This window comes from Shewanella marisflavi (assembly GCF_002215585.1).
GTDB classification, from domain to species: Bacteria; Pseudomonadota; Gammaproteobacteria; order Enterobacterales; family Shewanellaceae; genus Shewanella; species Shewanella marisflavi.
Map to the genome: position 1 here is coordinate 17,298 of NZ_CP022272.1, position 13,048 is coordinate 30,345.

Consider the following 13,048-nt stretch of genomic DNA (forward strand, 5'->3'; position numbering starts at 1 on the left):
GAGTGTATACAATCAGCGTTAGTTATCGCATAAATTTGATAACAGTAAAACCTAAATTCTGTGACATTTAGTGAATGTAATGACAGTAATCGCGGATCGTGGTGAGCGTAAAGAGGGAGCTAGGCAGCCCAAGAAAGGCTGCCGGCAGAAAGGGCTTTATTGCACTGAATGCTAGAGGGTGACGGTATCACCGATACTTATTTCGGCATCATTGAGAACGCGGCAGGTTACGCCGCCACGCCAGTCTGGGCGTAAGGCTGCTTCTAATCCTTGGCTGACTTTTTCCATCTTCTTACAGGGATCTGTCTCGCCAGTGATCTCTAGCTGCAACGCGCCGATCTGGATGATTTTCCCCTTGTCTTGTGGACCGAAATTGATGCCATCTATGAGTAGATTGGCTCTGCGGGCTGTCCAGTGGAGATCGACACCTAAGTCATTGCAGGCCTGCATCCACTGGAGGGATGAAAGCAGGGTGACCTGCCGTTTGCCTGGTTTACCAAAAACGTCCTGTGCGACTCCTGTACTTGTAGTCACTAATGCCGCCGAGGTTTCAAGCATTGGACCACCCTTTACAACCTTGTAGCTAATGCCTTGTAAACTTGCCATCTTATCTCAATCCTTTTGAAAGCCGACTCTCAGTGTAAACTGCGACTCAAACTGCTGGCAAGCGCTATCGGTGGGACTAATCTGGGTATTGGCTAAGCCTATGGCAAACACTGTATGTAAGTCACTGCCGAGTGTCTGCGAAGGGGATAGAAGAGTGGTTAGCTGTTAAGGTTAGCGGATCAGAGCCCTTTTTTGATCAGATAGCGATAGGGCGTCGATTCGGTCTGGCTCGCAATCAGGGTGTGGTCCATAAATTCGCAGAAGCTTGGGATGTCCCTTGTGGTGGCCGGGTCGTCAGCGATGATTAACAAGGTTTCGCCCTCGCTCATCTTACGGACAGACTTTCTCACCATCATGACAGGCTCTGGACAACGCAACCCAAGGGCATCGAGTTGGTGTTGTGCTTGTGCAAAGGGATCGCTCATATCATAAACCTTAACTGGTGTGAGACCTGGTTAAACAGAAGGGACTAATATTACGCTAGCCACACCGTTGTGCCAAGTTGCGTTCAGAATTTTGTGAGCTATTACTGATTGGGATAAATCATAGCGGAGTGTTTCACGTGGAACATTGGATTAACGTTTTATTGAATCCAATTTCACGAGGTTCTTTTTGTCTGTACTTGTCGGTATAGATTTCAAGTTTCGTTTATGTTGATACATTTTGCTGTCTGCAAGGTTAATTATTTCGCTGGCTTCCATATAGTGTTGTGGGCCAGTATCTACGATCCCATAACTGAGCGTCACAGGAACCAACTCTTGTTTAAGTTTTTTTTCTAACCTGATTATAAATTCACTTTGAACGTCTGTTGCATTACAGTTTGGTAATACAATACAAAACTCATCTCCACCGTAGCGGAAGCAACAATCTTCTCCTCGTACCGCGCTTGCAATAATTTTGGCAATATTTTGCAGAATATTATCGCCAGCCTGATGTCCTTGAGTGTCGTTTATCTTTTTGAAATCATTGATATCAATATAGCAGATACTAACGGGCTCTAATCGACGCTGTGCTGCTCTAAGAATTCTGGTTACTATCTCGTTTAGATGACGTACGTTTAGTAATCCTGTAAGCGGGTCTGTACGTGATAATTCTTCAAGTTGTTGGGTTCGCTCTTTTACTTTTGTCTCCATGTTGTTGGCATATGTCTCAGCTTTTTGTTTTGCCGTTTCTATTTCTGATACTAGGCTTCTGATGTAAGTGTCGAAAACCAGGCTAACGTCGAAGAGGATTAATTTATCGAGAGCGAGTATAACGGCTTCAGCTTTAGCCGGATCCTTTTTAAAGGCCTTATTTATATTCTTATTAATTAAATTTTTAAGGGTATGTACTGCGGATAGATAGAGCTTTGGTTCAACTCCGATACGCTTATGGACTAGGCCTATTCTCAATCGATTATTAACATATTCGAGATCGTATTCCCCTAGAAATAAATCTTGTACATATCGCTTTTGTGCAGCCCGCAGACGCTCTAAAGTGTCTGAGTCACCAATTAATAGCGCTATCTCAGACACATCAGTTTGCATCGAGTAAAACTCTTCGACAATATCATTGATATATAACTGAATAGTTGGCCGGCAAGACGCTAATAGTTTGGTATCTTGTGTTGTAAGAAGAAAAAGTGATTTACGAAACTCTATTTCTAGTTCGGTAATCCGCATCTGTTCAAAAAGAGTTTGATTAGTTTGATTCATTCCAACTCCATTTGCTATGAATGTATCTATCAATAATTTTAAATTGCACTTAAGTTTTTATAGTATAGCTAACTTAACGTTCGATGAAGTTGTTTCCTTGTCTATGTCAAATCTACCATTGTTGCATAAGTTAAAGCTTGTAGATCTTGGGGCGAGAGTTGGATATCTAAGCCGCGACGGCCGCCACTGACGTAAATGGATTCTAGAGTTTCTGCGCTGGCATGGATAAAGGTGGCTAGGCGTTTTTTTTGACCGATAGGGCTGACGCCGCCGAGAACATAACCTGTAGAACGTTGCACCTTGTCCGGAGCTGCCATAGCCGCTTTTTTTGCCTTTGCGGCCTTGGCCAGCTGTTTCATATTTAGCTTTTTATCGACAGGGATGATGGCCACAACGAGAGCGCCACTATCGAGCTCGGCTACTAAGGTTTTAAAGACTTGATCTGTGGGTAAATTAAGTTTCTCTGCCGCTTCGAGACCATAGGCGCTTGCACTGGCATCATGTTGATATTCATTTATTTTGTAGGCTATTTTAGCCTTGTCTAACGTTTTGGTAGCGGGTGTCATGGAGCTCTCTTTACAGGTTTTTGGCCATTACATTAATTGTGAGGTCACAGTAGCTTAGTGTAGCGACAATTTGCCAGCCTAGGTTGTGATAGAGGGCGAGGTTTTTCGCTTCGGTTTGTAGGTAGAGTGTCTTAACGTTAAGGCTGGCTGCATAGTCTTGTGCCTCGCGGACCAGCTTGGTCGCCACTCCTTTTCCTCTGTGTTGCTCCACCACATAGATGCCTCCTAGCCAGACGCTATCAGAGGGATAGTTGCTGTTCTCTTGGTATCTTAATTGTATGGCTCCAATGGGTTGGTTTTCATCCTGCGCGAGCCAAAGCTGTGGAATCCCCTGATATTGCAAGTATTGGCCCAGGCTATGAACCAGTTCGGACTGGGTTCGATTGCAGCCCAAGTGTCCCCACTCACTATGATACCAGTAGGCGAGTTGTTCGATCGCCTCTGGTTGCTCTATCAGCTTTATGATCTTCACTGCTCATTTTGCCTTAACCGGGTTAACTCTAGTCGATAATACAGCAGTGGGAATTAAGATAAAGGTATACAGGGGGATAGGTAATGCTTTCGGTTTGTGGTTTCACGTGAAACAAAAAAATGGAGCGACAGAGCCGCTCCATTTTTAACGCTAAAAAGGTAAGGGAAGCGTTAAACGCGTTCAAATACCGTCGCGATACCTTGGCCAAGACCGATACACATAGTTGCCAGACCTAGGCTCGCATCTTTGCTTTCCATCAGATTGATCAGTGTGGTCGAGATACGTGCGCCTGAACAACCCAGTGGGTGGCCCAGCGCGATGGCGCCACCATTGAGGTTCACTTTCTCGTCAACCAGATCCATCAGGCCAAGATCTTTTACGCAAGGCAGTGACTGCGCGGCGAAGGCTTCGTTTAGCTCGATAACATCCATATCTGCAATGGTGAGGCCTGCACGTTGCAGTGCCTTTTGAGTCGCCGGAACCGGGCCATAGCCCATAATGGCGGCATCACAACCAGCTACGGCCATGGAGCGAATACGGGCGCGAATCGGCAGACCTAAGGCCTTGGCCTTTTCTTCTTCCATCACTAACATGGCAGATGCGCCGTCAGACAGTGCCGAAGAGGTGCCTGCGGTGACTGTGCCGTTGGCTGGGTCGAAGACAGGGCGTAGTGCCGCTAGAGACTCTAGCGAGGTTTCTGGACGAATCACTTCATCGTGCATCACCTTGATCAGCGCGCCGTTGGCGTCATGACCTTCGATAGCATGGATCTCGTTGGCGAAGCGTCCTTCGAGAGTTGCCGCGTGGGCGCGTTGGTGCGAGCGTACGGCAAATTCATCTTGCTGCTGACGCGTGATGCCATGCATCTTGCCCAGCATCTCGGCGGTGAGTCCCATCATGCCCGAGGCTTTGGCGACATTGTTGGCCAGGCCTGGGTGGAAGTCGACACCATGATTCATAGGGACGTGCCCCATATGCTCGACACCGCCAACAATAAAGGTATCGCCCATGCCTGTCATGATGGCGCGAGCCGCCTGATGGATGGCTTCCATCGAAGAACCACACAGGCGGTTTACCGTGACAGCGCCGGCTTGCTTAGGTATACCCGCCAGTAGCGCTGAGTTACGTGCAATGTTGAAGCCCTGTTCCAGCGTCTGTTGTACACAGCCCCAGATAACGTCTTCTATGGTGTTGGGATCGAGCTGAGGGTTACGCACCAATAGGGCCTTCATCAGCTCGGCAGACAATGTCTCTGCGCGTACATTTCTAAATACTCCCGCTTTAGAGCGGCCCATGGGAGTACGGATGCAATCTACAATAACTGCTTGTTTCATTATTCTATTCCTTCCGGGTGATTAGGCTGGGTAGTAACTGCCGTTGTTGGCAGCCAGTTCACGCATCTTGTCTGTCACCTGATACAGGCCGCCTAGGTGGGCGTACTTGTCTGCTAGGGCGACAAAGTTGGCAACACCTAAGGTGTCTAGATAGCGGAACACACCTCCTCTAAATGGAGGGAAACCGAGTCCGTAAACCAGTCCCATGTCGGCTTCGGCCGGCGAGGCGATAATACCTTCTTCCAGACAACGAACCGTTTCGATGATCATAGGGATCATGGTGCGTGCGATGATCTCATCACTGCTAAATTCTTTCCGCTCACCAAAGGCGTTGCCCAGCAATTCATAGCTTAGAGGATCAACGTCTTTCTTTGGCTTACCGCGGCGATCGACTGAGTATTGATAAAAGCCTTTGCTATTCTTTTGACCGAATCGCTCTGCTTCGAACATCACGTCGATAGCATCTTTACCCTGTTTGGCCATTCTGTCAGGGAAACCTTCGGCCATCACAGCTTGTGCATGGTGACCTGTGTCCAGACCAACCACATCCAGCAGATAAGCTGGGCCCATTGGCCAGCCGAACTGTTTCTCCATTACCTTGTCGATGGCTGTGAAATCAGCGCCATCCTCTAGCAGGCCACTGAAGCCGGCGAAGTAGGGGAAGAGCACTCGGTTGACGAAGAAACCTGGGCAATCGTTGACCACGATAGGCGTCTTACCCATCTTGGCGGCGTAAGCGACCACAGAGGCGATGGTTTCATCTGAGCTATGCTCACCGCGAATTACCTCAACCAGCGGCATTTTATGGACCGGGTTGAAGAAGTGCATACCACAGAAGCGCTCGGGCTTTTGCAGGCTCTTAGCCAGTAGGTTGATGGAGATGGTCGAGGTGTTCGAAGTGATGATGGCATCTTCGCCCACGACTTGTTCTACTTCGGCCAATACGCTTGATTTTACTTTAGGGTGTTCAACCACGGCTTCAACGACAACGTCGGCCTGTTTAAGCGCGTTATAATCCAGTGTCGCTGTAATATTGTTTAGCACGCCCGCCATTTTAGCAGGGGTAGAGCGACCACGGTTGATCTGCGCCGTAAGCAGTTTAGCGGCTTCGCCCAGACCAAGATCTAACGCGGCCTGATTAATGTCTTTCATCACAATGGGGGTGCCTTTGCTCGCACTTTGATAGGCGATGCCGCCACCCATAATGCCTGCACCCAACACTGCTGCCGAGTTTACCGCCTGTGCTTGTTTAGCTGCCTTCTTCGCCTTACCTTTAACCAGCTGGTCGTTTAAGAAGATACCGATAAGTGCCTTGGCCACATCTGTCTTGGCGAGCTTGATAAAGGCTTGATGCTCAACCTGCAGCGCCTGGGCGCGTTCACTGGTGGCCGCCTTTTCGATAACATCCACAGCCGCCATAGGCGCGGGATAATGTTTGCCAGCGACTTTGAATACCATGCCTTTGGCGGTAGCAAAAGACATCATGGCTTCCAGTTTCGGCAGCGTAAGCGGTGACAGCTTGCGCTGGCGACGAGCTTGCCAATCGATCTTCTCGTTGATGGCATCATGTAGCATCTGCAGTGCTGCACTTTCCAGTGCTTCAGGGGCGACAACCGCGTCGATGGCGCCAACCTTAAGGGCTGACTCAGGGCGTTGATCTTTACCTGTGGTGATCCACTCCAGGGCGTTGTCGGCACCGATTAGACGAGGCAGACGCACGGTACCGCCAAAACCTGGGATGATGCCTAGTTTGGTCTCAGGCAGACCGATTCGAGCCGTTGTATCTGCGATACGTAGGTCGGTTGCTAGGATAGTTTCGCAGCCGCCGCCCAGGGCAAAGCCTTTGATAGCCGAGATAGTTGGGAACGGCAGATCTTCTAATTTATTGAATACCTTGTTGGCATCTTCGAGCCAGCCAAGTAGCACACTGTCTTCCTGTGCAAAAAGTCCTAAGAACTCTGTGATATCGGCGCCTACGATGAAGGCGTCTTTACCCGAGGTGAGCATCAGCCCTTTGACCTCTTGGGTTTGCTTTAGGGCATCGAGTGCGTCGCTTAGCGCATTGAGGGTTTCTCTATCAAACTTGTTGACTGAGCCCTCGGCGTTAAAACAGAGCCGAGCGATATTGTCTTCAAGTAATTCCACTTGAATCGTAGGACTTTGGTAGATCATTGCTTGCTTCCTTATTGCTTAAAGAGCGCCACCTACTATTGGGTTTTTATCTTGTAGGTATAATCTCTATCTTACAGCAGGCCATCATTTGACCAGTTGCTGCTCAGTGTGCGTCTAAATCAACTAAATTTCAACACCCAATTTAAACACTTGTTTAATTTTGTTCCGTTAGGGGGATTTTTGCCCTTTATGTTAGACTCACTAGATCATAGTCTCTGTGCTAAAAACAGGTCCTTTTTAGCTAAAAAGGTGCCGCAGAAGAATAACAGGAAGCCTAATATGGAAAACTTAGCCCCCCTCTATCCCGCCCATATCGCCGAGCTAAATCGACGCGTTGCCGAGATCACCGCAAGAGAGCAGCTAGCTGGCTTAGTGATACATTCAGGGCAGCCCCATCGTCAGTTTCTCGATGATCTGGATTACCCTTTCAAGGTCAATCCGCATTTCAAGGCCTGGCTTCCTGTTATCGATAACCCCCACTGCTGGTTGGTGGTTAATGGTCGCGATAAGCCACAACTGATCTTTTATCGTCCAGTGGACTTTTGGCACAAGGTTGCCGATTTTCCCGATGCTTTTTGGACCTCAGAGGTAGAGATTAAGCTGCTGACCAAGGCCGATAAAGTGGCCGAGTTGCTGCCAGACAATATTCAGGATTGGGGCTACATAGGTGAGCATTTGGATGTTGCCGAGGTGCTCGGTTTTACCTCCCGCAATCCAGAGTCGGTGATGAGTTATCTTCACTATCACAGAGCCACAAAGACACAGTATGAGCTGGCTTGTATGCGCCGCGCGAGTGAGATTGGCGTGCGTGGTCATGTAGCGGCAAAAGATGCTTTCTATGGCGGCGGTAGTGAGTTTGAGATCCAGCGGGCCTATCTGGCGGCGACTGATATGGGTGAGAATGATGTGCCCTACGGCAATATTATCGCCTTAAACCAAAATGCAGCCATATTGCATTATACGGCGCTCGAGCATCAGTCGCCTAAGCAGCGACTGTCATTTCTAATTGATGCCGGTGGGAGTTTCCATGGCTATGCCTCGGACATTACCCGTACCTATGCTTTTGAGAAAAACCTGTTTGGTGATCTGATTGCCGCCATGGATAAGCTGCAGTTGGCCATCATAGATATGATGCGCCCTGGCGTGAAATATGTGGATCTTCACTTGGCTACCCACGATAAACTGGCGCAGTTACTTCTCGATTTCAAGCTGGCTAACGGTGAAAAGCAAGCCTTGATAGAGCAGGGGGTTACCAGCGCCTTCTTCCCCCATGGACTCGGGCATATGCTGGGCTTGCAGGTGCATGATATGGGTGGCTTCTTGCATGATGAGCGCGGTACTCATATTGCCCCACCTGAGGCTCATCCGTTTCTGCGTTGTACCAGAACCTTGGCGGCCAACCAAGTGCTGACCATAGAGCCTGGACTTTACATCATTGACAGCCTGCTTAACGAGTTAAGACAGGATGGCCGCGGTAATCTGATTAACTGGCAAACGGTCGATCTGATACGTCCATTTGGCGGTATACGTATCGAAGACAACGTGATTGTTCATAGCGATCACAATGAAAATATGACTCGCGATCTGGGTCTGCAAGGATAAAAGGTAAGGGTTGTTGAGCGAGAGTTATCCTATTCCGGCCGAGCCGATCACCATAGAAGAAGAGATAAAGCATAGCCGCTTTATCTCTTTTCTATTTCACTGTCCATCGGAAGAATCGCTGAAGTGTGCACTCACTAACATCAAGGCGCTATACCCTGGAGCAAATCACTATTGCTATGCTTTTATCGCAGGTGCGCCTGACAATAACGTGGCCATGGGCAGCAGTGATGATGGCGAGCCCTCAGGTAGTGCTGGGCGTCCCATGTTGGCCACGCTGCAAGGGGCTCACATGGGAGAGATTGGTGCTATCGTTGTACGCTATTTTGGTGGCACTAAGTTGGGAGTGGGCGGCTTAGTACGGGCCTATAGCTCGGGGATAAAACAGGGGCTGACTCAGCTGCAAACTGAGGTTAAGCTGATCCGCTATCCGGGTCGCCTCGTATGTGACTATCACCAACTCAAAGATGTAGAACATTTTCTGCAACTGTGTGAGGCTGAGGTGAGTGATAAAGTGTTTACCGATAAGGTGACATTGACCTTTGAAATGCCAAAAGCGATGCAGGCACGATTCAATCGTGAGCTGGCGACGTTAAGTCAGGGCCGATTAGAGGCGGATTTCGCCGATTAGCGCTGGTCTAGTGCAAGGCTTTCGGTAAATATTTTCCTTTTGGCGATACGGACCAAATAAATTTTATACAACAGCGTGGTTAAACTATGCGAGAATGCGCAAGTGCGTCATCGCTAACGGAATAATAAAAACGCCCTAATGCAATATAGAACCATTATAAGAATTACAGGCCTCTTGATGGGGTTGTTTTCTTTGTCGCTTCTGCCGCCAGCGCTGGTTGCCGTGATCTACAAAGATGGCGGCGGTACCGCCTTTCTTCAAGCCTTTGTTCTTAGCTTGTTACTTGGCTTTGTGTTCTGGTATCCCAATCGTCGCCACAAGAAAGATCTGCGGACCCGAGAAGGCTTTTTGTTGGTGGTGCTTTTCTGGGGCGTACTGGGATCTATAGGTGCCGTGCCTTTTATCTTTTCCAGCCAACCCGATCTCTCGTTAACAGATAGCTTTTTCGAATCGTTTTCCGCATTAACCACCACAGGGGCAACGGTTTTAGTTGGCCTGGACAGTTTACCTAAGGCAATTCTCTTCTACCGCCATCTACTTCAGTGGCTCGGTGGCATGGGGATCATTGTATTGGCGGTGGCGATCTTGCCAGTACTCGGGATTGGCGGGATGCAGCTCTATAGAGCGGAGATCCCTGGGCCTGTAAAAGACAGTAAGATGACGCCGCGGATCGCCGAGACCGCTAAGGCGCTTTGGTACATCTATCTTGCGTTGACCATCGCCTGCGCCTTTGCCTATTGGATTGCGGGTATGGATGTGTTTGATGCCATCTGTCACTCTTTTTCGACCATTGCCATCGGCGGTTTCTCGACCCATGATGCCAGCATGGGCTACTTTGATAGCACGGCGATCAACATGGTGTGTGTGGTGTTCTTGTTGATCGCGGCGCTGAATTTCAGCCTGCACTTTGCCGCCTTTACCCGCCGGGGCATTAATCTTAAGGTTTATTTTCGAGACGCCGAATTTAAGGCCTTGATTGTGATTCAGCTGGCGCTGACGCTGATCTGTTTTGGCACTCTTTATCAGTCCGGTATTTATGACAGCGCCGAGGAGACATTTGACTTTGCCCTGTTCCAGGCGGTTTCTATCTCTACCACTGCCGGTTTTGGCACAGAAAGCTTTCATATGTGGCCGCTATTTCTGCCCATGTTATTGATCTTCTCAAGTTTCATTGGGGGGTGTGGCGGTTCAACTGCGGGTGGCATCAAGGTGATGCGGATGATCTTACTCTTGTTACAGGGCTCCCGTGAACTGAAACGCCTGGTGCACCCAAGAGGCATGTTCTCGATACGTATTAGTGGCAAGGCCTTGCCCGATAGGGTTATCGATGCCGTGTGGGGGTTCTTCTCTGCTTATGCCCTCGTTTTTGTGGTTTGTATGTTGATCCTGATGGCGCTGGGCATGGATAATATTACGGCTTTTAGTGCCACGGCGGCCTGTTTGAATAACCTGGGGCCAGGGCTCGGCGAGGTGGCCAGCAACTATGCCAGTATCGGTGATGGTGAGAAGTGGGTGCTGGTGGTGGCCATGCTATTCGGGCGGCTGGAAGTGTTTACCTTATTGGTGTTGTTTACGCCGACTTTTTGGAAGAATTAATGAGTCGTACCCTAATTATATATTCGACCGTAGATGGTCAGACGAAAGCCATCTGTGATCAGATTGCCGAGCAGTGCAAGTCTGATACTCAACTGGTAACCATGGTCAGCCTGGAAGAGGCGCAGTCGGTTAACCTTTCCTATTTTGATAAGGTCATCATAGGGGCCAGTATACGTTATGGTAAACACAGACCTGAACTGTTCCAGTATGTGAATCGTCACAGAGCTGTGCTTAACAGTAAGAAGAACGCCTTCTTTACTGTGAATGTGGTGGCCAGGAAGCCAGAGAAAAACACGCCAGAAACCAACCCTTATATGAAGAAATTTTTGCAGCTGTCATTATGGCAGCCGCAGCAACTTGGGGTGTTTGCTGGCAAGATCGATTACCCCAAATATCGCTTCTTCGATAAGTTTATGATCCGTTTTATCATGTGGATCACTAAAGGCCCGACAGATACTTCAGGTACCTTCGAGTTTACCGATTGGGACAAGGTGCGGGAATTTGCGAAAGCCTTTAGCGAGCGTTAAAGGCTTTCTATTTCGCTAGGGCTATGCGCAGTAGCGCTTGTAGAGAATCGAAATCACCTCGGTGACTTGCTCGTTCTTCAGGGTGTAGTAGACGATCTGTGAACTCTTACGAGTGGCGACCAGATCTTCGGCGCGCAATACCGCCAGGTGTTGTGACAGTGCAGACTGGCTCAAGGGCACGTTTTCATTTAGCTGAGTAACGCTAAGTTCATTATCGAGCAGCTGGCATAAGATCATCAATCTATATGGATTTGCTATCGCTTTAAGCCATTTTGCTGCGCTTTGAGCATTGGTGACCATTGCATTTACATCAATATCTTTTTGCATACGGCAACTCTCTTGTACTCTTTTAATTAGATAATTCTAATTGAATTAGGAAGTGGAAGCAATGATACTTAGCACGGATTGATAACTCAAACCTACGCCGACTCGTGTCTTATGTGAATTGCTCTATATTTTGCGTCTATTTTACCTTGAGTAAAATATCTAATTGGTGGTGTATTTCACAAAATCCTTAACTAAATTGTGATCCAATTTGATGTTTCTGCGGCACTTTACTGCAACAATGTGGTTATCTTTTCCGATACAGATGAGTCGTTTATGGCTTCAGTACTAATTGTTTACTATTCTCGCGGTGGTCATACGGCCAAGATAGCCCAGGCGATGGCGACGCACTTGAGTGGGTTAGGCCACAGCTGTGATGCCCTGCGTATTGGCGAGTTCGACAGTATTGATTGGGGTAAGTATGACTACGTGGCTCTAGGGGCCTGTGTACTTTACGGTAGTTATCATAAGTCTGTGTTTGAATTTGCTACCCGTTATCAGGCTGAATTGGCGGCCAAGCCCAACAGTTTCTTTAGTGTAAACGTAGTCGCGCGCAATCCTGAGAAGCGAGTGCCAGAGAACAACAAGTATCTGCAGAAGTTTATCGAACTCTCACCCTGGAAACCCAATGACGTTAAGGTGATTGCCGGTAAGGTGGATTATCCCTCCTGGCGTTGGTATGACAGATGGATGATTCAGCTGATCATGAAGATCACCGACGGCCCGACCGATCCGAAAGCCGTTATCGATTACACTGACTGGGATGACGTCAAGGTGTACGCCGAACATCTACTGACTCTGAAAGCCAAATAGGATTGATAGCGTCAGAGGTGGTTTACCACCTCTGTACGATCTTGCTTGTCTCCTGGTCTGACCTCTGTTAGCCTTTTTGCCTTCATTTTTGGGGGCAGAGTGAGATGAATCTTTATTTTCGTTTGTTTTGGTTGATGTTTTGGCGTGTGCGTCACTGTGGTCGTATCGATTTTTTGGGAACGAGCAAGATCAGTTATCGTGCCTTACCGTTGGATTGTGACATTAACTTTCACCTGACCAATTCTCGTTATCCTGCGCTGATGGATCTAGCGCGCACCTATATGCTTGCCGAGATGGGATTGCTTAAGCGTTTTTTGAAGCTTAAGTGGTTGCCGATCGTTAACGCCGCCGAATTTACCTATATACGAGACATCAAACCTTTGCGCCGCTTCGATATCGAGAGCAAAGTCGTGGGCTGGGATGAGAAATATTTCTATGTGGAGCAGCGCTTTGTCAGTGAAGGTACGCTGCACTGCATAGTGCATGTTCGCGGAGTCTTTGTGAATAACCGCAAACAGGTGCCTATTGAAGAGATGTTGAAAGAGGCGGGGTTTGACGGTCCAGCGCCCAGCCTGCCGCCGGAAGTGGAGAAATGGAAGGCCTTCCTCACGCTTAAAAAAGAGAGAAACCTTGCTTAGGAACAGTTTATCTTTCAGGTTTGATTTCTGTTCAAGCTAAACGGGTTTTGTTCGCGGCGCGAGCCATGCTACCTAA

At 48.4% G+C, this 13,048-nt stretch carries 14 protein-coding genes; 6 read left to right on the plus strand and 8 right to left on the minus strand.

Going from position 1 to position 13,048, the window contains the following annotated elements:
• Positions 1-171: 171 nt before the first annotated feature.
• From CFF01_RS00070 to fadB, 7 genes are all read right to left on the minus strand, one after another.
• On the minus strand, positions 172-606 hold the full coding sequence (locus CFF01_RS00070) for an MOSC domain-containing protein (RefSeq protein WP_088903466.1): 435 nt from the start codon (positions 604-606) through the stop codon (positions 172-174).
• 179 nt (positions 607-785) lie between these two features.
• The gene (gene tusA / locus CFF01_RS00075) at positions 786-1,031 is read right to left on the minus strand and encodes a sulfurtransferase TusA (RefSeq protein WP_033538934.1); all 246 of its coding nucleotides are present in this window, start codon (positions 1,029-1,031) and stop codon (positions 786-788) included.
• Between the two features lie 150 nt (positions 1,032-1,181).
• Complete coding sequence (locus CFF01_RS00080) at positions 1,182-2,300, minus strand: GGDEF domain-containing protein (RefSeq protein WP_088903467.1); 1,119 nt, start codon at positions 2,298-2,300, stop codon at positions 1,182-1,184.
• A 101-nt stretch (positions 2,301-2,401) separates the two neighbouring features.
• Entirely contained in the window at positions 2,402-2,866 is a 465-nt protein-coding gene (gene ybaK, locus CFF01_RS00085; RefSeq protein ID WP_088903468.1) for a Cys-tRNA(Pro) deacylase, read from the minus strand.
• Between the two features lie 10 nt (positions 2,867-2,876).
• Entirely contained in the window at positions 2,877-3,338 is a 462-nt protein-coding gene (locus CFF01_RS00090; RefSeq protein WP_088903469.1) for a GNAT family N-acetyltransferase, read from the minus strand.
• 170 nt (positions 3,339-3,508) lie between these two features.
• Complete coding sequence (fadA, locus tag CFF01_RS00095) at positions 3,509-4,672, minus strand: acetyl-CoA C-acyltransferase FadA (RefSeq protein ID WP_088903470.1); 1,164 nt, start codon at positions 4,670-4,672, stop codon at positions 3,509-3,511.
• A gap of 21 nt (positions 4,673-4,693) precedes the next feature.
• Positions 4,694-6,844, minus strand: coding sequence for a fatty acid oxidation complex subunit alpha FadB (gene fadB, locus CFF01_RS00100; protein WP_088903471.1), 2,151 nt, complete (start codon positions 6,842-6,844; stop codon positions 4,694-4,696).
• Between the two features lie 279 nt (positions 6,845-7,123).
• On the opposite strand from fadB, the gene pepQ reads away from it, so the two are divergent.
• The 4 genes from pepQ to hemG (CFF01_RS00120) all read left to right on the plus strand — a co-directional run bounded on the left by pepQ (position 7,124) and on the right by hemG (CFF01_RS00120) (position 11,197).
• Entirely contained in the window at positions 7,124-8,446 is a 1,323-nt protein-coding gene (gene pepQ, locus CFF01_RS00105; protein WP_088903472.1) for a Xaa-Pro dipeptidase, read from the plus strand.
• Between the two features lie 13 nt (positions 8,447-8,459).
• Positions 8,460-9,074 (plus strand): YigZ family protein, encoded by a 615-nt coding sequence (locus CFF01_RS00110; RefSeq protein ID WP_088903473.1) that lies wholly within the window; start codon positions 8,460-8,462, stop codon positions 9,072-9,074.
• A gap of 138 nt (positions 9,075-9,212) precedes the next feature.
• Positions 9,213-10,670, plus strand: coding sequence for a TrkH family potassium uptake protein (locus tag CFF01_RS00115; protein WP_033538927.1), 1,458 nt, complete (start codon positions 9,213-9,215; stop codon positions 10,668-10,670).
• The gene (gene hemG, locus CFF01_RS00120) at positions 10,670-11,197 is read left to right on the plus strand and encodes a menaquinone-dependent protoporphyrinogen IX dehydrogenase (RefSeq protein ID WP_033538926.1); all 528 of its coding nucleotides are present in this window, start codon (positions 10,670-10,672) and stop codon (positions 11,195-11,197) included. Before CFF01_RS00115 ends, hemG (CFF01_RS00120) begins: the two co-directional genes overlap by 1 nt.
• 21 nt (positions 11,198-11,218) lie before the next feature.
• On the opposite strand, the gene CFF01_RS00125 is transcribed toward hemG (CFF01_RS00120), so the two are convergent.
• On the minus strand, positions 11,219-11,524 hold the full coding sequence (locus CFF01_RS00125) for an ArsR/SmtB family transcription factor (protein ID WP_033538925.1): 306 nt from the start codon (positions 11,522-11,524) through the stop codon (positions 11,219-11,221).
• Between the two features lie 273 nt (positions 11,525-11,797).
• Between CFF01_RS00125 and hemG (CFF01_RS00130) the strand changes: the two genes are divergently transcribed.
• Together hemG (CFF01_RS00130) and CFF01_RS00135 are read left to right on the plus strand one after the other, a co-directional pair.
• A complete protein-coding gene (gene hemG / locus CFF01_RS00130; protein ID WP_088905831.1) occupies positions 11,798-12,334 on the plus strand; it encodes a menaquinone-dependent protoporphyrinogen IX dehydrogenase in 537 nt (178 codons plus the stop codon).
• 104 nt (positions 12,335-12,438) lie between these two features.
• Complete coding sequence (locus CFF01_RS00135; protein WP_033538924.1) at positions 12,439-12,972, plus strand: thioesterase family protein; 534 nt, start codon at positions 12,439-12,441, stop codon at positions 12,970-12,972.
• Positions 12,973-13,048 lie beyond the last annotated feature (76 nt).